The 20,650-nt window shown below is 63.9% G+C and carries 11 protein-coding genes; 3 read left to right on the forward strand and 8 right to left on the reverse strand.

Features of this window, described 5'->3' with window-relative positions; translation table 11 throughout:
- Positions 1-148 precede the first annotated feature (148 nt).
- Entirely contained in the window at positions 149-2,863 is a 2,715-nt protein-coding gene (gene glnE, locus QPK31_RS24555) for a bifunctional [glutamate--ammonia ligase]-adenylyl-L-tyrosine phosphorylase/[glutamate--ammonia-ligase] adenylyltransferase (RefSeq protein WP_374045839.1), read from the forward strand.
- A 44-nt stretch (positions 2,864-2,907) separates the two neighbouring features.
- On the opposite strand, the gene QPK31_RS24560 is transcribed toward glnE, so the two are convergent.
- The 4 genes from QPK31_RS24560 to QPK31_RS24575 form a co-directional block, all read right to left on the reverse strand.
- Complete coding sequence (locus tag QPK31_RS24560; protein WP_290425523.1) at positions 2,908-4,950, reverse strand: S9 family peptidase; 2,043 nt, start codon at positions 4,948-4,950, stop codon at positions 2,908-2,910.
- 147 nt (positions 4,951-5,097) lie between these two features.
- Positions 5,098-7,653, reverse strand: coding sequence for a TonB-dependent receptor (locus tag QPK31_RS24565; RefSeq protein ID WP_290425524.1), 2,556 nt, complete (start codon positions 7,651-7,653; stop codon positions 5,098-5,100).
- Positions 7,654-7,751: 98 nt separating this feature from the next.
- A complete protein-coding gene (locus QPK31_RS24570; RefSeq protein ID WP_290425525.1) occupies positions 7,752-8,054 on the reverse strand; it encodes a hypothetical protein in 303 nt (100 codons plus the stop codon).
- A gap of 212 nt (positions 8,055-8,266) precedes the next feature.
- The gene (locus tag QPK31_RS24575; RefSeq protein ID WP_290425526.1) at positions 8,267-9,241 is read right to left on the reverse strand and encodes a class I SAM-dependent methyltransferase; all 975 of its coding nucleotides are present in this window, start codon (positions 9,239-9,241) and stop codon (positions 8,267-8,269) included.
- Between the two features lie 225 nt (positions 9,242-9,466).
- Between QPK31_RS24575 and map the strand changes: the two genes are divergently transcribed.
- Positions 9,467-10,231: a type I methionyl aminopeptidase gene (gene map, locus QPK31_RS24580; protein WP_290425527.1), complete on the forward strand. Its 765-nt coding sequence runs from the start codon at positions 9,467-9,469 to the stop codon at positions 10,229-10,231.
- 60 nt (positions 10,232-10,291) lie between these two features.
- Here map and QPK31_RS24585 read toward each other — a convergent pair whose 3' ends face one another.
- From QPK31_RS24585 to tkt, 4 genes are all read right to left on the reverse strand, one after another.
- Positions 10,292-13,096 carry a TonB-dependent siderophore receptor gene (locus tag QPK31_RS24585; RefSeq protein ID WP_290425528.1) on the reverse strand — a complete coding sequence of 935 codons (2,805 nt, stop codon included), beginning with the start codon at positions 13,094-13,096 and terminating at the stop codon, positions 10,292-10,294.
- Positions 13,097-13,316: 220 nt separating this feature from the next.
- On the reverse strand, positions 13,317-16,232 hold the full coding sequence (locus QPK31_RS24590) for a TonB-dependent siderophore receptor (protein ID WP_290425529.1): 2,916 nt from the start codon (positions 16,230-16,232) through the stop codon (positions 13,317-13,319).
- Between the two features lie 379 nt (positions 16,233-16,611).
- Positions 16,612-17,622 (reverse strand): type I glyceraldehyde-3-phosphate dehydrogenase, encoded by a 1,011-nt coding sequence (gene gap / locus QPK31_RS24595; RefSeq protein ID WP_290425530.1) that lies wholly within the window; start codon positions 17,620-17,622, stop codon positions 16,612-16,614.
- A gap of 90 nt (positions 17,623-17,712) precedes the next feature.
- Entirely contained in the window at positions 17,713-19,710 is a 1,998-nt protein-coding gene (gene tkt, locus QPK31_RS24600) for a transketolase (protein WP_290425531.1), read from the reverse strand.
- Positions 19,711-19,839: 129 nt separating this feature from the next.
- Here tkt and QPK31_RS24605 point away from each other — a divergent pair, with 129 nt between their 5' ends.
- Positions 19,840-20,571: a 16S rRNA (uracil(1498)-N(3))-methyltransferase gene (locus QPK31_RS24605; RefSeq protein ID WP_290425532.1), complete on the forward strand. Its 732-nt coding sequence runs from the start codon at positions 19,840-19,842 to the stop codon at positions 20,569-20,571.
- Positions 20,572-20,650: the final 79 nt, after the last annotated feature.

Genomic DNA, 20,650 nt, shown 5'->3' on the forward strand with positions numbered 1-20,650 from the left:
GACAGTACGTGAGTACGGCAAGACGATGCGACGCGGCCATGGCGATTTTTTCGCACGCCCGAGACCCTGGCAGCACGGCGGGCAATTCTACCGCAAGCACGCCTCCCGGAACGCTTTTACTCATGTGCAGGACTGCCGAATGACATCCATGACCAAAGCCTGCGCTTCGCGCTGGTACCAACGCTGGGTCGACGCCGCGCCCGACCGTCCCGCGCGCGTGGCCCGGCTGGCCCAATTATCGCTGGCCCGGCCGGATTTCGGCGCGTTATTGGACAGCGAGCTGGCCGCCGGGATTCCCTTGCCGCGCGCCATGCGCCGCCTGCGCAACCTCTTGCTTGCCGGCTTGATCCGGCGCGACCTGGATGGCCTGGCCGACCTGGACGAAGTCGTCACCGCCATGACCGGCCTGGCCGACTTCGCGATCCGCACCCACGTGCAGGATTTGATGGCGGAACTGGTCGCGGTCCACGGCACGCCGATCGGCGCCGAATCCGGGCGCCCCCAGGACATGATGGTGCTGGCCATGGGAAAACAGGGCGGCGGCGAACTGAATGTGTCGTCGGACATCGACCTGATTTTCGTCTACCCGGAAGATGGCGACACCCTGGCCGGGCCGGGCCAGCGGTCCCTGTCGAACCACGAATTCTTCGTGCGCCTGGGCCGCAAGCTGATCGGCGCCCTGTCGGAAGTCATCGAGGACGGCTTCACCTTCCGGGTCGACATGGCGCTGCGCCCGAACGGCAAGTCCGGGCCGCTCGCGGCCAGCCTGAACATGGTCGAGGAATACCTGATCGTGCAGGGCCGCGAATGGGAACGCTATGCCTGGGTCAAGGCGCGCGCCGTCACCGGCAACGAGGAAGACATCGCCGCGCTGGACGCGATCGTGCGGCCCTTCGTGTTCCGGCGCTACCTCGACTTCGGCGTGATCGACGCCATCCGCAACATGCATGCCCAGATCCGCGCCGAGGTGAAACGCCAGGAACGCCTGCACCCGGACCGCAGCAACAACGTCAAGCTCGGGCGCGGCGGCATCCGCGAGATCGAATTCCTGGCCCAGGTGTTCCAACTGATCCGCGGCGGACGCGACCCGGCCCTGCGCGAACGCTCCACGCGCCAGACCCTGCGCCTGCTGGCCGAACGCGAACTGATGCCGGCCGGCACGGTCGAGCGCCTGCTCGACGCCTACACCTTCCTGCGCAACCTGGAACACCGCCTGCAATACCTGGACGATGCCCAGACCCACACCCTGCCCCCGATCGACGCCGACCGCGAGACCGTGGCGCGCATGATGAACCTGCCCGACGTGCCGACGCTGCTGGCGCGCCTGGAGGAGCAGCGCGCCTTTGTCGCCGCCGAGTTCGACGACATGTTCGCCGACAAGAGCGCCCCGGCCACCGAGGAACGCGCCGAGCTGGAAGCGATTGCCGCCGATCCCGAGCAGGTGGCCGCCATCGAAGCGCACCTGACTGGCCTCGGCTACGCCGACCCGGGCGGCGCGGCGCAGCGCCTGGTGGCGACCTGGCAGGCCCCGCGCATGCAAAGCCTGCCCGACGCCAGCCGCGCGCGCCTGCTGGCCCTGGTCAACCTGGCCCTGCCCCAGGTGGCGGCCACCGTCAGGGAAGCCGGCGTCGGCAGCCATGGCGCCACCCTCGGGCGCCTGCTCGACTTCCTGGAAGCGGTGGCGCGCCGCTCGGCCTATTTGTCGCTGCTGACCGAATACCCGCACACCCTGGAACGCGTGATCCGCATGATGCATGCGAGCGGCTGGGCCGCCACCTTCCTGACCCTGCACCCGATCCTGCTGGATGAACTGCTGGACGACCGCGGCGGCATCGATTCGCCCGAGCAGCTGGCTGCCAGCCTCGACGCCAGGCTGGCGGAAGCCGAAGGCGACACCGAACGCCAGCTCGACATCCTGCGCGAAACCCACCACGCCCAGCAGTTCCGCCTGCTGGCCCTGGACCTGGCCGGGGAACTCTCGGTCGAGCGCCTGGCCGACCATTTATCGGCGCTGGCCGACGTGATGGTGGCGGCCACGGTGCGCTGGGCCTGGAAGACGGTGGCCACGCCCCACCGCGAGGAGCCGCGCTTTGCCGTGATCGCCTACGGCAAGCTGGGCGGCAAGGAGCTGGGCTATGTGTCGGACCTCGACGTCATCTTCCTGTTCGACGACGAGGACGACATGGCGCCCTCGAACTACGCCAAGCTGGCGCAGCGCTTCATTACCTGGATGACGGCGCACACGCCGGCCGGCATCCTGTTCGACATCGACACCGCCCTGCGTCCGGACGGCGCCAGCGGCATGCTGGTCAGCTCGGTGGCGGCCTTCGAGCGCTACCAGCGCCAGTCGGCCTGGGTCTGGGAACACCAGGCCCTGACGCGGGCGCGCTTCTGCGCCGGCGACGCGGCCATCGGCGCGCGCTTCGAGGCGATCCGGGACGAGGTGCTGCGCCAGGACCGCACCGGCCGCGAGGCCGAGCTGAAGGACGAGGTGCTCAAGATGCGGCGCCGCATGCACGACGCCAGCCCGAACCGCACGCCGCTGTTCGACCTGAAGCAGGATGCGGGCGGGATGATCGACATTGAGTTCATGGTCCAGTACCTGGTGCTGCGCCATGCGGCGAACTACCCGCAACTGACGGCAAATCTCGGCAATATCACGCTGCTGCGCATTGCCGGCGAGCTCGGGCTGATCGATACGGAGCGCGCCGCCGCGGTCGGCGCGGCCTACCGCCTGATGCGCAGGCTGCAGCACCAGCGCCGCCTGCAGGGGCAGGAGGCGCGCGTCGAGCATGCGCAAGTAGCGGCGCAGGCAGTTGAGGTGACGCGGCTGTGGGAAGCGCTGTTCGGCACAGCGCCATAAAAAAACGCCCCTTGCGGGGCGTTTTCCGTATTACCTGAAAAAAATTACTTCAAGTTCTTGTCGAGGAAGCGTTCGACCCGGTTCCAGAAGTCGACGTTGTTCTTCTCCAGGTTCCAGCCGTGGCCTTCGCCTTCGTACTGGATCCACTCGACGTTCTTGTTGCCCGCCGCGATCAGGGCATCGCGCATCTTGGTACCGTGCGGCAGCGGCACGCGGTAATCCTCCTCGCCATAGGCCATCAGCACCGGCTGCTTGATGCGCGCGGCCTGCTTCAGCGGCGAGGTGGCGGTCAGCTGGGCCGCATCCTTGTCCGGATCGCCGATCATGACCGGCATGCCATAGCGCATCCATGGATTGTCGCCATCCATGAAGTCGCTCCAGCCGATCGTATACATCAGTTCGATGTCGGTGACGCCCACAAAATTGATGCCGGCCTTGTACAGTTTCGGCTCCTTTACCAACCCCATCATGGTGGCATAGCCGCCGTAGCTGGCGCCGACGATGGCAACGCGGTCCGGATCGGCCAGGCCCTGGTCGATGGCCCATTTCGTGGCGTCGGTGATGTCGTCCTGCATCGCCAGGCCCCACTGCTTCCATCCGGCCTTGAACAGCTTGCTGCCATAGCCGGTGCTGCCGCGGAATTCCGGCTCGACCACGACGTAGCCGCGCGAGGCGAGGAACTGGTTGGTCGGGTTGAAACCCCATTCGACGCCGCGCACGTACGGACCGCCGTGCACCAGCACGACGGTCGGGAACGGGCCCTTGCCGCGCGGCTTGGTCACATACACCGGCATCGACATGCCATCGCGCGTCTTGATGCGCTGGAAGTCCTGGGTGCCGGCCATGGCCGCCGAATCCAGCCAGGGGCGCGAGGCACCCAACAGGCTCAGCTTGCCGGTGGCGCGTTCGAACAGGAAATACACCGGCGCCTGGATGTCCGAGGAGGCGGTCACGACCACGTGGCGTGCGTCCAGGCAACGGCTGCACGAAATCTCATTATTGGTCGAAGGCAGCAGCTTGTCGACCGCTTCCTGGGTGGCGCGCATGGTCGGATCGAACCAGCTTACGCCTTCCGCTTCCTGCATGTAGCTCACGCCCAGCAGCGCCTTGGTATCGGTATCGAAGATCATGCCCCCGCTGAAATCGAAGCCCGGCAGGCTCAGCAAAGGCTTGTCCTCGATCTTGCGGGTCTTGACGTCGTAGCGGTACAAGGCGGTGGTGCCATCCTTGCTGTCGCTGTTCGGCGCACGCACGTACAGCTGGCCGTCGCGGTCCACGGCGATCGGGACGATGGCGTGTTCGGCGTCGACCGTGTCGAAGTGGTAAAGCTCGGTCCAGCCCGACACGCCCGGCTCGCGCCAGTAAACGGCGCCGTGCTTCTTGCCGTCGGTGGTGAGGGCCACGCGCGGCTGGCGGTTGCGGTCGAGCACCCAGCCCTGCACGCCGTTCGGCACCGCGTCGGTGAACAGACTACGGGTGGCCATGGTGCGCGTATTCAGGCGCATCAGCATGCTCGATTCCGGCAATCCCTGACCGTTCGGCGGAATCCAGCGTTCGACCATGACCTCTTCGCCGCCATCGTGGATCGGGCCTCTGTACTGGTAGCGAGAAGGAAGTGGACGGCGCATCGACGCACCGTTTGCACGGTAATTGCCGGTACGTTCGATCAGCCAGACGAAGTCGCTGCCGTCGGCATTCACCGCATACAGGCCGCTGCCCAGCTGCTCGCCGGCCGCAGCCTGGCGGTCGGTGACGTCGAAGACCAGGCGCTCGTCGTTGACCCAGCTGACGCTGCGCAGGTCGGCATCGGGGAACTGGGCGATGCCCTTGAATTTGTCCGGCGTGGCGATATCGGCCACCGCCAGGCCCATGCGGCCGGAGTCAGTCGGCACCAGCATGGCGATCTTCTTGCCCGAGGGCGACAGGGTCGGCGAACCGAGCACCGGCTTCTTGAAGAAGGCGGAAGTGGGAAGCGGCTTGGCCGCGGCAGCCGGCGCGGGCACGCCGGCTGCCGCGGCGTTCAGTCCAAGGCCGGCCGCGACCAGCAGCACGGCCAGTTTACTGGCCAGGGGAGGAGTGATCTTCATATGTTTCGGACACCTTTATGGACGGAAATAGCGAAGAGCTTAAGCAGCTTCTATATATGTATGTTGCTTTACATCAAAAAAAAGGAGGGGGTCCAGGACCCCCTCCTCTATCGTTCAGCCATGTGCTTCAGTTAAGAAGCTGCCGAATCAGAACTTCTGTTCCAGACGGACGTATGCCTGGCGGCCGTACGCGTCGTACAGGTAGAAGTTGAAGTTACGACCGTCGTACGGAACCAGCGAAGGCATCTTGTCGAAGGCGTTCACCACGCCGACGATCAGCTTGCCGCCCCACGGTGCGGTCCAGGTACCCTGGATGTCGTGGGTGGTGTAGGTGCCGGCTGCGGTGTCCGGATCGTCGTAGTTACGGCCGGTCACGTTGATGTTGTACGACACGCCGAAGGCGCCGCGCTTCCAGTTGTTCGACAGGGTGGCGCGGTAGTGCGGCAGGCCCAGGGTGCCGCGGAACTCGTCACCGTTGTCGTCGTACTTCAGGGTGTTGGAGTAACGCAGTTCGTGGTCGAAGTTGCCCCACGCTGCACTACGCCAGCGCCCGGTTGCGCTCACGTCGAGATAGTGGCCTTCCAGCGTACCTTCGTTGGCGTAACCCATCTGCACGCGCTCGATCGCACCGTTGGCGCTGCGGATGACGCCCAGGCCGGCCGGAATCGGACGCGGATCGGTGCCGTTCGAACGGTCGATCAGGTCTTGCGCGCCGATCTGGGTGATACGGTTGTCGATCTTGATGCGTGCGTAGTCGGCCTTCAGGCTGATTGCCGGGGTCACGTCCCAGACTGCGCCTGCCGAGAACTGCTTCGACTGTTCCGATTCCAGTGCCGAGTTGGCCAGGGTGTAGGTATCGATCTGGACAGTTGCTGCACGGTTGCAATCCTGCGATGCAGGGATGCCACCGCCGGTACGGCCGCCGAGTGCCAGGCAGGTTGCCGGGTCGAAGACCGATTCAGCCGAGAACGATTCCTTCTGGTGCAGCTGCGGCAGGCTCGGTGCGCGGAAGCCTTCGCCGTACGAGGTACGCAGGGTCAGGGTCTTCAGCGGCTGCCAACGCAGCGAGACTTTCGGCGAGAAGTCGTTGCCGTAGTCGCTGTACTTGTCGAAGCGGCCTGCAGCGCTGGCTTCCAGGGTCTTGGTGATCGGGAACACCATTTCCAGGGCGGCGCCGCTGACGCGGCGCTTGCCGGCTGCGGAGTTACCGGCCGAACCTTCGATCACGCCGGCTTCCGACAGCGAGTCGTAGATGTCGGCGTACTGTTCTTCGCGGGTTTCCACCGAAGCCAGCAGCGAGACGCCGCCGCCAGGCAGTTGGAACAGGTCGTAGAAGGTGCCGACTGCATACAGGTCGGTCTGCTTGAACAGGCCATCGCGGCTGGTGGTAGCCTTGATCGCGCTCAGCACTTCTTCCGAGTTGGCGCTTGGGTTGTACAGGTCGTAGACAGGCTGGCCAGGACGGGTTTCGTTGGCGTACTGTTCCAGGATCGGACGGACGATGTAGTTGCGGCCCAGTTCCTTGTACACCGAACGGGTGTAGGCGGCGCCCACGTCCAGGTCGATGTTCTTGGCGATCTTGCCCTGGAAGCCAGCAGCGACGTTCGACAGCCATGCATCGGTGGTGGTGTCGCGGTTGCCGGCGGCAGCGGTACGGTGACGCACGACGACTGCCGAGCTGGTCGGGTTGTTCGGGGTGTTCGGATTCAGCGTCAGCTGGGCCGGGGTCGGTGCGTAGCGGCCGAAGCTGCTGGTGTTGGTGGTCGACGCGTTGACGTAGGCTTTCCAGTCGTCGTTGATCTGGGTTTCGCCGCGGGCGAAGAAGGCCTGGCTGTCGATCTGTGCTTCGTCAGCTGCAACGGCGTTGAAGTTGTACGAGCACTGGCCACCCGCGGTCAGGTAGAAGTTTTCGTCCGTGCAACCGATCGACGGATTGCCGCGCAGGTTACCGATCGCGGTATAGGCGCCGCTCGGCAGACGGTAGTTGTTACCGTACGAGCTCACGCCCAGGTCCTGGCCCCAAGGCCGGTCGCGGGTGTAGACCATGCCACGGCCGGTCTTCGACGCGCCCATGACGATACGGCCTTTTTCACCCTGCACGCCGACCAGGACCGACGCTTCCTTACGGGCGCCGCCCTTGACTTTCGGGTCGGTGTAGCCGACCGAGGCGGCGATGCCTTCGAAGTCCTTGCGGGTGATGATGTTGACCACGCCGCCGATTGCGTCCGAGCCGTAGACTGCCGACGCGCCGTCGGTCAGGATCTCGATGCGCTCGACCGCTGCCATCGGCACGGTGTTCAGGTCGACGGAGTCGCCGACGTTAGGTGCCTTCGGCAGGCGGCGGCCGTCCAGCAGGACCAGCGTACGTGCCGAACCCAGGCCACGCAGGTCGATACCGGCGTACGACTGGGCGGAGCTACCCGACTGAGGACGGAAGTTACCGGTCGACGAGAAGGTCGAGGTGCGCATGAATTCAGCGACGGTGGTCGAACCGGAAGCTTCCAGCTCTTCACGTTTGATCACGGTAACTGGCAGCGCGCCTTCAGCGTCGGCACGCTTGATACGGGTACCGGTCACTTCAACGCGTTCAATTTTCTGCGCAACAGGCGCAGTCTCTTGCGCGAATGCTGGCATGGCGATCAGGCCGACGCTGCCACCGAACGCGATAGCGACGGCGGTGCTGACTTTGGACTTCTTAAACATAGATCTCCTTGTGGGGTAGGGTCTTTCGCCCGGAAAACCGGCCGCGCAATACGCGGCAGGGCAACTCCAGTTGACTCGCGTCCTGCAGCAGCTCCTCGTCACGGCAACCGCACGTTTTCGCCAGCGCGCAGGCTGTGCGAGACGATGCGCTTTACCCTGAAAAGTTGGAAAAAGCTAACAAAACGACGGGGCAGTATTGCATGATGCGTTGACATATCGCAAGAAAAAATGCCCCTTGACTGTTGCGTTTTTGACGATAGAAATAGTAAAAAATCAGCAAGAAAATGCTTGACAAAAAATACCAACTGGTATGGGACATATGTACGCAGATTTTTCCGCAACGCAGCAAAAGCGGCGAAAATGGCATTGTGCTCCGCACAAAGTTTGGCGGAGTCCAGCATCAGTTATGGGAAATTGCCATGCATAGCGTGCACCGCAAAGGGGCAAAATCATGACGGGATGACTGGCCGGGGAGCCTGGATGGTGCAGCGCGTCACGCGCACTGCGCCCGATAGCAGTGCACTTGACATTTTCAGGAAGATACAATTCAGCGACAAATGCACCATGTCGGTGCATCTTGAAAACCCGGGCGAAAAACGCCGAAATCGCGGATTCAGACAGGGTTGGCGGCAATGCGCCAACCCATCAACACGGCATCGTCGAATAGCGCTTCGACCTGTTGTTTACCACCGCGGGCAAGAGCGCCGGCCAGTGCTTGCGCACCCGCGTCGTCCAGTGCGTAATCGACCAGTTCCTGCAAACGCACCCGCGAATCGTCCAGATCCCGGCGCATGCGGCCAAAGGCTTCGTGTGCCACGGCGGCGCCATGCGCCAGCGCCAGGTTCAGGATGCCGCCCAGCTCGACGCGGGCATCGCCCAGCACGTCCGGGCAATCGCTGCCGGCCGCCAGCTGGGTGGCTTCGCCCTGCAGCACGTTGAAATGTGCACGCAAGGCGTTGGCGCCGGCGTCGGCCATCAGGGCGGCGCGTCCCGCCTCGGTGGCGGCGCGTGCCATCGGTGCAATCATTGCCTGGCCGAGTTCAAGCAGGCCGCCGGGCGCCATCATCCAGTCCAGGTGGCCGAGCTCGGTCCGCGCCAGGCGTACCGGACGCGCATCGGTGTGGTGGGTAATCAAGCGTACTTTGCCGCCCGGACGCAGCACGCGCCGGATTTCGGGCAGGCTGCGCTGCAGATCGGTGTATTCCAGCCCGTATTGGCTGGTAACGAGGTCGAAATGGGTGTCGGGGAAAGGCAGCGCTTCGGCGACCTGCTGGCCATGGAAGCGCAGCTGGCGCCGCTTGTGTTCCGGGAGCTCGGCCAGCCATGGCGGGTCGGGCTGGGCCAGGTCGATGGCGTCGCAGGCAATCGGGCTGTCGGCGCCCTCGAGCAGGAGTTGGGGAACGGCGCCGTTGCCGGTCGCGATGTCGAGGACACGTGCCCCGGCGGGCAAGTCGCCCGCCACCGTACGCCAGAACCGGGCCAGGGAACCTTCGTAGCGATTCCCGTAACTACCGCCGCAAGAATGCGCAATCCCGTGGGACCAATAACGGCTCCACACGGCCTTGCGTACGTCAACCTGGATTTCCATGTACCGCCTTTACTAAAAGCCGAACCGAAACGATGACTGCATGACCGACAACAAAAACTGCTTCAAAGTATCGCCTGCACGTCATTACAGGTCAACAACAAATGTGCATACATGTGTCGTATTGCCGGCAATGCACGCCGGCGGGCGCGGCAACGCGCATTCGGGCGGCGCAACAGGTATCATGGCGGATTCGCGCGGCACGGCCGCCCTCACCCACTATCGACAATGGCAATCAAACTCAAGAACGACAAGGACATCGCGAAGATGCGCGTGGCAGGCCGCATGGCCGCCGAGGTGCTGGAGATGATCAAGGAATACGTCGTCCCCGGCGTCTCCACCGAAGAACTCGACCGCCGCTGCAACGAATACATCCGCAAGGTGCAAAAGGCCACGCCGGCGAACGTCGGCTACCACGGCTTCCCGAAGACCCTGTGCACCTCGGTCAACGGCGTGGTCTGCCACGGCATCCCGAGCGAGGAAGAGATCCTGAAGGACGGCGACATCGTCAACATCGACGTCACCGTGATCAAGGATGGCTGGCACGGCGACACCAGCCGCATGTACTACGCCGGCACCCCGAGCGCCGAAGCCAAGCGCCTGGTCGACACCACCTTCGAGTGCATGATGGCGGGCATCCGCACCGTGCGTCCGGGTTCGCGCCTGGGCGACGTCGGCCACGCCATCCAGAAGCTGGCCGAAGGCGCCGGCTACTCGGTGGTGCGCGACTACTGCGGCCACGGCATCGGCCGCGTCTACCACGAAGACCCGCAGGTGCTGCACTACGGCCGCGCGAACACCGGCCTGCTGCTGAAGGAAGGCATGACCTTCACGGTCGAGCCGATGATCAACATCGGCGGCGAAGAAGTGGACCAGCTCAACGACGGCTGGACCGTGGTCACGGCCGACGGTTCGCTGTCGGCGCAGTGGGAGCACATGATCGCCGTCACCGCGCACGGCTTCGAGATCCTGACGCCCTGGCCGACGAAATAAGAGAGTAGGAACAAAAAAACCGGCGCGTGCGCCGGTTTTTTTATGCCTCGGAAAAGCCGATCAGAACAGGTATTCCGCCGACAGCTTGACCGAACGCGGACGGATCACGTAGCCGCCGCGCAGGTCGACCGGCGCCGAGTTCAGGAAGGCGTTACGCACGTTCACCGACAGGCGCAGGTCCTTGATGCCGGTGTAGGCGAAGTTCAGGTCGGTACGGACGTCGGCCTTGCGGTAGCACGGCAGGCCTTCCGGCTTGATGCGCGTCAGGCAGGCTGCTTCGCTCCAGGTGGCTTCGTCGGTCTCGTCGAAGTTCAGTGCGGTCTTCGAGGTACGGTTCACGCGCACCGAGGTCGAGAAATCACCGACCCGCCATACCGTGCTGAACACCGAGGTCAGGCGCGGCACGCCACGCAGGCCGACCGTGTTCGGGCGGTAGGCATTGGCGTCCACGTCCCAGGCGCGGTAGCTCAGGGCGATGGTGTTCATCAGGCTGAGGTTCAGGGTGCCCCAGCCGCCCAGGCCGACACGGCCCGAGAAGTCGAGGTCGACGCCCGAGGTCTCGGTCTTGCCGAAGTTCTCGTAGTTCAGCAGCAGCGACTGCACCGTGCCGACGCCGAAGGCCAGGTTCGAACCAGGCTTGAGCTCGTTGGCACGGGCGGTCAGGCGGCGGTCGGTGTCGCTGACTTCGTTACGCACGATCAGGGCCGCGTATTCCGGGCTGTTCTCGCGTGCCAGCACGTAGTTGATGTCGCGGTAGTTGATCTCGTCGCGGCGCTCGATCTTGAAGTAGTCGAGGCTGACGTTCAGGTTCTTGGTCGGTTCGAACACGAAGCCCAGGGTGGCGCTGCGCGAGGTTTCCGGCTTCAGGTCCGGGCTCGACGAAATCATTGCCGGGATCGAGGTCAGGCAGCCCGAGTTGTAGGCGGTCGTGGCGTCGGTCTTGTCGGTCGCATTGCCGGTATTCAGGACGTTACGCAAGGCGATCGCGTTGTCGCAGCGCTTCGGATCGAGGGTGCTGTTGAAGAAGCCGGTCAGGCCAACCTTGCCCAGGGTTTCCGGAATGTTCGGGGTACGGAAGCCGCCGGCAAAGGTACCGCGCAGCAGCAGTTGCGGCACCACCGTGTAGCGGATGCCGAGCTTCGGCGAGAAGTGGGCGTCGAAGCCTTCGCTCTTGTCCATGCGCACGGCGCCGTTCAGTTCCAGCTGCCTGGTCAGCGGTGCGTTCAGCTCGGCGAACAGCGCGCTCATGGTGCGCTTGCCGTCGATCCACAGCGAACCGCGGCTGATGATCTCGGCGTTCACGACGTTGTCGGTCGAGCGGATGTACATGCTTTCGCGGCGCACTTCGCCGCCCAGGGCGAAGGACAGCGGGCCGCCGCCCAGGGTCATCAGTTCGCCGTTCAGCTTGGCGTCGATGAAGTCCTGGGACAAATCGGCGTCGGTGCCGATAACCGGGAACATGCGCGCCAGCAATTCAGGGCTGTTCGGGCCGCCGATCTTGTATTCGCCGCTGGTAACGGCGTTCGGCATCGCGGTGCGGTGGGCGCCGTGGTCGCGCGACTCGGCGTCTGCGCCGACGCGGCCGATCGCGGATTCCCATTCCCAGCCGTTGGCCAGGGTGCCGCTCAGGCCGGCCATCAGGCGGTACTGGTTCGCTTCCGACGGGCTTTCCCACATGTCGAGGTCATCCATGAAGCGGTAGTCGATGCCGACCGGGACATTGAAGGGGTTGGCCGGATTGCCGACCGCCAGCTTGGGCTTGGGCACCGATTGCGATTTCTTGGTATTGCCGTCGAACCAGCTCGACGGCGAACCGGCCGTGTTTGCGTACGGCAGCGAACGATAGGTGGTCTTGGTGCGCGAGTAGGACGCCTCGGCGAAGCCGCGGATGTCGTTCGTGACCTTGAAGCGCGCCTGGCTGAAGAAGTTCAGGCGTTCGGCCGGGTCCGACCACTGGGTGATGCCGGTCAGGTCGCTGGTGCACAGGCCGGTAGCGTTGCGCTGCGCCTGCGGGCAGGTGGCGACCGCCTGGCGGATCGCGGTCGGGTTGGTGGCCGAGCGCGGCTCGTTCAGGTTGCCCGGGAAGGAAGTCAGGACCGGGTCGCCGTACGACGGGGTCACGTATTTCTTGTGCCAGGCGGCGTAGTACTTCACCACTTCGTCCTGCATCACGCGGTGGCGCTTGTAGCCTTCGAGGTTGGCGAAGAAGTTGTAGCCATCGTTCTCGAGGTCGCCGAAGCCGCCGAGGATGGCGGCGGTGTCCTGGCCGCCGTAGTGGTGGCTGGTATTGCGCTCGGCGTTGGCGCTGAGGCGCACGCCCTGGAAGGTGGTGCGGGTGATGATGTTGATCACGCCCGACATCGCATCCGAACCATAGATCGCGGAGGCGCCGTCTTTCAGCACTTCGACGCGTTCGATGACGTCGGCCGGAATCGCGTCGACGTTGACGAAGACATCCTTGCCGCCGTCGGCGAAGGCGTAGTTGGAAACGCGGCGGCCGTTGATCAGGACCAGGGTCGCGCCCTTGCCCAGGCCGCGCATCGAGGCGCCCGAGGCGCCGCGCGCGAAGCTCGACGCGCTGCCGTCGTCACGCAGGGTGCCGGTATCGAAGGCGGTCAGGGTGTCGAGCACCTGGCGCACGGTGTTGGCGCCGGTGGCCTTGATGTCTTCGCGGCGCAGCACCGTGACCGGCGAAGCGGTCTCGCCATCGATGCGCTTGATGTTCGAGCCGGTGACCAGCACGCGCTGCACTTCGGGTTCCTTGGCGGGCGCCGCGGTGTTGGTCTGGGCCAGGGCGTAAGGGCTGCCTGCGATGGTCAGTGCCACGGCGATGACGCTTTGCTTCAATACCAGTTTCTTGTTCAAGTTCCGTCCCTCTCTTTTGGATAGTTTTTTATCGTATGCATCTTGTACATACGCAAATCCAGTCTCGCAGGAACTTGAGCTAAAGAAAACAGTTTATGTAAATACCTGTAAATATCTTTGAGGAATGTAGTTTCCTTGCAACATTGTTTTTAGGACAGTAGCAAAAAAAAACCGCCCAGCGCTAGCTGGACGGCTTTTCGTTCTACGAACGCTGCGGAACTTAGAAGTTGTACTCCAGTTGCACGCGCAGGGTACGGCCACGTGGCGCCGGGTTACCGGCACGCATGTCGACGCGCTCTTCGCGGTCGAACACGTTGTCCAGGTAAGCGCTGATCGTGGTGTTGCNTTGCACGCGCAGGGTACGGCCACGTGGCGCCGGGTTACCGGCACGCATGTCGACGCGCTCTTCGCGGTCGAACACGTTGTCCAGGTAAGCGCTGATCGTGGTGTTGCGGATGCCGCTGTAGGCCAGGTTCAGGTTGACCAGCACATCCTTCTTCAGGCGGCAGTAGTCGGCCGGGATACCCTGGTCGGCGCAGCCTTCGTCGGTGTAGATCTCGGTGTACTTGGTGTCGCGCAGGTTGGTTTCCGGCACATAGGTCACCGCACCACCGACGTTCCAGTCGCCCTTCAGCCAGTTGCTGGCGACACGGACGTTGTAACGGTAGTTGTAGTAGTTACCAACCAGGTTCTCGGTGTAGCTGTTGGTGATGCTGTCCCAGCCGCGGTAGTCGAGCTGGTAGTTGGCCTTCACGTTGGTGGCCAGCTTGCCGGCCGAGCCGAGGTTGGCACGGTGGTTCAGCTCGAGGTCGATACCTTCGACCTTGGTCTTGTGCAGGTTCTCGTAACGCTGGAACACGGCTGCCGGAGCGCCGGCCGTCCAAGCGATGTTGCCGCCGGACAGTTCATTTGCGCGGGCTGCCAGGCGCCGGTCGTCGTCGGTGATGGCGCGGCGCTGCACCAGGCCCGGGGTTTGGTCTTCGCTGGCCAGGATCTCGTCGACGTCGCGGGTACCGATCTCGTTACGGCGCTCGATGCGGTAGTAATCCATCGTCAGGCTGAGGTTCTTGAACGGCTCGACCACGAAACCGAGGTTGATGCTCTTCGACTTTTCCGGCTCCAGGTCAGGATTGCCCTGCACCGACGATGCCAGGCTCACGCTGCAGCCGAGGTCGCGGGCACGGGTGCTGTCCGCCTTGTCCAGGTCGTTGCCGTTCTTCAGGATGTCATAAATCGCGGTCGCGGTGGCGCAACGCTTCGGATCGATCAGGCCATTGTTGAAGGCCGACAGGGCGACGCGGCCGGTTTCCGCCACGTTTGGCGCGCGGAAGCCGCGTGCGACGGTACCGCGTAGCATGAAGCTCTTGTTGACTTCGTAGCGTGCGCTCAGCTTCGGCACCAGCGAGGCGTCGACGTCGCCCACCTTGTCGACGCGCACCGCGCCGTTCAGCTCGAGCTGCTTGGTGATCGGCGCATTCAGTTCGGCGAAGGCGGCGGTCACGTTGCGCGAACCGGTCACGGCGATCGAGCCGTAGCCGACGATCTCGGCGTTGGCGACGTTTTCGCTGGTGAAGGATTCGAACTTGTCGTGGCGGAAGTCGGCGCCGATTGCCAGGCTCAGCGGACCGCCAGGCAGGGCCATCAGCTCACGCGATGCCTTGGCATCGACGAAGAACTGCTTCGATTCGCCGCCGAACAGGATGTTCGGGAACATGCGGTTCAGCAGTTCAGGGCTGTTCTGGCCGCCGAAGCGGTATTCGCCGCTCAGGATGGCAGCGGTGTAGTTCGCGGCATGCTTGGCGCTGCGGATGTCGTTGTCGACCTTCGAGCCCATGGCGCCGACGGCGGTGTTCCAGTCCCAGCCGTAGTCGGTGCCTTCCATGCCGACCAGCACGCGGTACTGGTTGGCCTTGGCGGTGCTCTTGAACATGTTCTCGTCGTCGGCGTAACGGTAGCGGATCGAGATCGGGAACGGATACGGATTGTCCGGGTGGCCGACCGGCAGGCGCGGTTCGGTGAAGGACTTCAGCACGCCTTCGCGCGAGCTGTACCAGGTCGACGGGGTGCCGGTGTACTGCATGATCGGCGGCGGATTGTAGTAAGTGGTCTTGGTCTGGGCCAGGGTCACTTCCGAGTACAGGCTGCGCTCGCCCGACAGCTTCAGGCGGCCACCGCCGTAGAAGTTGAAGCGCTTGGCTTCGGCGTGGATGCCGAGACGGCCGTACTGGTCATAACGGCACAGGCCGTTGACCAGGGTCTCGCAGCCAGGACGTGCCTGGGTGACGGTGCGGCCGGCCAGGGCCGGGTCGGAATAGTTGCGCGGATACGGGATTTCGAAGTTGCCCGGATACGAGTAGGTCGAGGTCACGCCGAAGCTCGGGTTGACGAACTCGCGGTACCAGTCGCCGACGGTGTTCTCGATGTCGCGGTCGGTGTACGGCAGGCGGTGGTAGGCTTCCAGGTGGCCGAAGACGTTGTAGCCGTCCTTGTCCAGGTCGCCGAAACCGGTGGTGATCGACGCGGTGCGGTCACGGTCCAGGTTGTGGTTCTTCAGCGACTGGCGCGCGCCGGCGCGCACGGTCGTGCCCTGCCATTCGCGCTTGGTGATGATGTTGACGACGCCGGCAACGGCGTCCGAGCCGTAGACGGCCGATGCGCCGTCGAGCAGGATCTCGACGCGTTCGATGATTTCCGAAGGCAGTGCATCGATGTTGACGAAGGTTTCCTGGCCACCGTCGGCCAGGCCGTAGTTCGAGACGCGGCGGCCGTTCAGCAGGGTCAGGGTCGAGCCCTTGCCGAGGTTACGGAGCGAGATGCCCGAGGCGCCGCTGGCGAACGAGTTGCCGCCGCCGAGGTCCGACAGGGCGCCGGTGTTCGCGGTCAGGGTGTCCAGCACTTCCTTGACGGTGCTGGCGCCGATCGCCTGGATTTCGGCGGCATTGATGACCTGCACCGGCGACGAGGTTTCGGTGTCGACGGCGCGCTTGATGTTCGAGCCGGTGACGTAGACCTTCTGTACGCCGCCTTCGGCGGTCGGCTCGCTGGCCGGACCTTGCTGTGCATGGACTGCGCTGGTCGCGGCCAGGGCCACGGCAACCGCAACGACACTGCGTTTCAACATCAGTTGATTGTTCATTTCTCTCCGTTCATTCTTGTTTAGTTCTGATTGCTCTTTTACAAGAGTGAATCCAGTGTCGCAGATGATTTACATCAAAGGAATATGTCAAACACAGTTTCATTACTTACATGTGTAAAAATGTTGTTTTTATGCATATTTGCGTCATGAAATTTCTTTTTTATGTAAATACAGGCATAAATATTTCACATAAGCATATGATTTTGTACGAATTTAACTCTTCATTCTCACCAAATGTAACGTCAACGCATTAACATTTTCATATCCCCAACAAATGCTTCGAACATGAAAAAACCCCTGCTCCGGTTGCCCGGAACAGGGGTCGATCGCGACACCAACCGTTGCCAGCCTCGCGGCGGCAAACGGCCACGTCAAAAAATTACTTGGCGTTCATCAGCGCCACGGTGGTGTCGAGCATGCGGTTCGAGAAGCCCCACTCGTTGTCGTACCACGACGAAACTTTCACCAGGCGGCCCGAGACCTTGGTCAGGGTCGAATCGAAGTTCGACGAGGCCGGGTTGTGGTTGAAGTCGACCGAGACCAGCGGTTCGGTCTGGTAGGTCAGCACGCCGCTCAGCGCGCCTTCCGACGCCGCCTTCATGATCTGGTTGACTTCATCGACGGTGGTGTCGCGCTTGGCGATGAAGGTCAGGTCGACGATCGACACGTTGATGGTCGGCACGCGGATCGCGAAGCCGTCCAGCTTGCCGTTCAGCTCAGGCAGCACCAGGCCGACCGCGGCGGCCGCGCCGGTCTTGGTCGGGATCATCGACTGGGTGGCCGAACGGGCGCGGCGCAGGTCTTCGTGCATGACGTCGGTCAGCACCTGGTCGTTGGTGTAGGCGTGCACGGTGGTCATCAGGCCGGTTTCCAGGCCGATGGCGTCGTGCAGCGGCTTGACCAGCGGGGCCAGGCAGTTGGTGGTGCAGGATGCGTTCGAGATCACGGTATCCGATGCCTTCAGCACGTCCTGGTTCACGCCGTAGACGATGGTCGCGTCGACGTCCTTGCCGCCCGGCGCCGAGATGATGACTTTCTTGGCGCCGCCCTTCAGGTGGGCCGACGCCTTTTCCTTGGTGGTGAAGAAGCCGGTGCATTCCAGCACCACGTCCACGCCCAGCTCGCCCCATGGGATTTCGGCCGGGTTACGCTGTGCGAACACGCGGATCGGATCGCCGTTCACGATCATGTTGTCGCCTTCGACCGTCACGGTGCCCGGGAACTTGCCGTGGGCGGTGTCGTAGCGGGTCAGGTGGGCGTTCGATTCGGCGTTGCCGAGGTCGTTGATCGCCACGATCTGGATGTCTTGTTTCTTGCCGCCTTCGTAGAAGGCACGCAGGATGTTGCGGCCGATACGGCCATAACCATTGATTGCAACTTTGATCGTCATGCTTTGCTCCTGATTAGAAAAAAACTTTTTTCATATGGCACATGCTGAACGTGCAAAAAGGGCCGCCCTGCGGCAGCCCCCTACTGAAACTTATGCGCCGATCACGCCCTTGGCCTTGGCCACGACGTTCTCGACGGTGAAGCCGAAGTGCTTGAACAGCACCGGCGCCGGCGCCGATTCGCCGAAGGTGTCGATACCGACGACCGCGCCTTCCAGGCCGACGTACTTGTACCAGAAATCGGTCACGCCGGCTTCGATGGCAACGCGCGGCACGCCACGGGTCAGCACCGACGCCTTGTAGTCCGCGCCCTGGCGCTCGAACACGTCGGTCGACGGCATCGAGACCACGCGTGCGGCAACACCCTCGCCTGCCAGCGCATCGGCGGCCTTCATCGCCAGTTCGACTTCGGAACCGGTGGCGATCAGGATCACTTTGGCGTCGGCGGCGTCGCGCAGTACGTAACCGCCCTTGGCGATGTTCGCCACGGTGGCGCTGTCGCGCTCCATGAACGGCAGGTTCTGGCGCGAGAAGATCAGGGTCGACGGGCCATCCTTGCGCGCGACGGCGGCGCCCCAGGCGACCTGCGATTCGACCGTGTCGCATGGACGCCAGTTGTCCAGGTTCGGGATCAGGCGCAGCGACGAGACGTGCTCGATCGACTGGTGGGTCGGGCCGTCTTCGCCCAGGCCGATCGAATCGTGGGTGAACACGAACAGCGAGCGGATCTTCATCAGCGCGGCCATGCGCAGGGCGTTGCGGCTGTAGTCCGAGAAGGTCAGGAAGGTCGCGCCGAACGGAATGAAGCCGCCGTGCAGGGCCACGCCGTTCTGGATCGCGGCCATGCCGAACTCGCGCACGCCGTAGTTGATGTGGTTGCCCGGGATGCCCGAGCGCACGGCAACCGATTCCTTCCAGTTGGTCAGGTTCGAGCCGGTCAGGTCGGCCGAGCCGCCCAGGAATTCCGGCAGGATCGGGGCCAGGGCCTGGATCGCGTTCTGCGAGGCCTTGCGGGTGGCGATGGTTTCCTTCTTCTCGATGCAGGCGGCAATCGCCGCGTCCAGCACGTCGTTGAAGTTGGCTGGCAGCTCACCCTTCATGCGGCGCTCGAACTCGGCGGCCAGTTGCGGGTGGGCGGCGCGGTATTCGGCGAACTTGGCGTTCCACTCGGCTTCGAAGGCGGCGCCGCGTTCCTTGGCGTCCCAGGCTTCGTAGATTTCGCCAGGAATGTCGAACGGGATCGGGTCCCACAGCAGGTGCTGGCGCACGGCCGCGATTTCCTTGTCGCCCAGCGGGGCGCCGTGGACTTTATCGCCGCCTTCCAGGTTCGGGGCGCCCTTGCCGATGATGGTCTTGCAGCAGATCAGGGTTGGACGGTCCGATTCCTTGGCTTGCGCGATCGCTTCCGACACGGCGGCGACGCTGTGGCCATCGATCTGGCCGATCACGTTCCAGCCGTAGGCTTCGAAGCGCTTGCGGGTGTCGTCGGTGAACCAGCCTTCGACGCGGCCGTCGATCGAGATGCCGTTGTCGTCGTACAGCCAGATCAGCTTGTTCAGGCGCAGGGTGCCGGCCAGCGAGGCCACTTCGTGCGAGATGCCTTCCATCAGGCAGCCGTCGCCCAGGAAGGCGTAGGTGTAGTGGTCGACCACGTCGTAGCCCGGACGGTTGAATTCATAGCCCAGCAGCCATTCGGCCAGCGCCATGCCGACCGAGTTGGCGATGCCCTGGCCCAGCGGGCCGGTGGTGGTTTCCACGCCCGGCGTGATGCCGACTTCCGGGTGGCCGGCGGTCTTCGAGTGCAGCTGGCGGAAGTCGCGCAGGTCGTCCATGCTCAGGTCGTAGCCGGCCAGGTGCAGCATCGCGTAATGCAGCATCGAACCGTGGCCGTTCGACAGCAGGAAGCGGTCGCGGTTGAACCAGCCCGGATTGGCCGGGTTGTGGCGGTAGTGCTTGTCCCACAGCGCAACGCCGATTTCCGCCATGCCCATCGGCATGCCAGGGTGGCCGGAATTCGCTTTTTGAACAGCGTCCATCGCCAGCGCGCGGATCGCGTTGGCCATCAGGGTGGTGGTTTGCGTAGATTTCATGGAATGACGTGAGTCTGGATTGGGAAGCGGAGGGCCTGCGGCGGGCCGTAGCCCGTTATTTTACCAGAGCCCACCTCTGCCGAATTAAAATGCAGGTTTTGCCGCTCATATCGTTTTAACAGGAACCGCATGCCCCGCTTCTATTGCCCCCAGCCGCTCGCCGCCGGCAGCACCGTCGACCTGCCCGAATCCGTCGCCCACCACCTGCATGTGGTGCGCCTGCAACCGGGCGCCGCGCTGACCCTGTTCGACGGCCGCGGCGGCCAGTACCGGGCCACGCTGCTGGAGGTAGGCAAGAAGCGGGCGAGCGCAAGCGTGGACGCCTTCGACGACATCGACGTCGAACTGCCCTACCCCGTGACCCTGGCACAGGGCTTGCCCGAGGGCGCGAAAATGGACTGGATCGTGGAAAAGGCGGTCGAGCTCGGCGTAGCCGCGGTGCAGCCGCTGGCGGCCCAGCGCAGCGTGGTGCGGCTGTCGGGCGAACGGCTTGAGAAACGCCAGGCCCACTGGCAGGGCGTGATCGAATCGGCCTCCGAGCAGAGCGGACGCAACCGGCTGGCGCACTTGCTGCCGCTGGCCGAATTCCGGCGCTGGATCGACACCGCGCCGCAGACACCGCAACCGCGTATTTTGCTCAGCCCGCGCGGCACCCAGTCGCTGGCTGGCTGGGCGCACGCGCAGGGGCCGCAGCCCTTGACCCTGCTGGTCGGCCCGGAGGGCGGCTTTTCGCCTGAGGAAGAAGATGCGGTCATCGCGGCCGGCGCCCTGCCCCTGAGCATGGGACCGCGCGTGCTGCGCACCGAGACGGCGGCGCTGGCGGCGCTGGCGATGCTGACGGGAATCTGGGGCGGCATGTAAGGCATCCCTCTATATAGCTAGTAAAAAGCCCCGGAGCAGGCATCTGCTCCGGGGCTTTGTTGTTTGCGGCGGCATCGCT

Origin of the sequence: Massilia sp. YIM B02769 (genome assembly GCF_030411995.1) — a bacterium.
GTDB lineage: Bacteria > Pseudomonadota > Gammaproteobacteria > Burkholderiales > Burkholderiaceae_D > Telluria.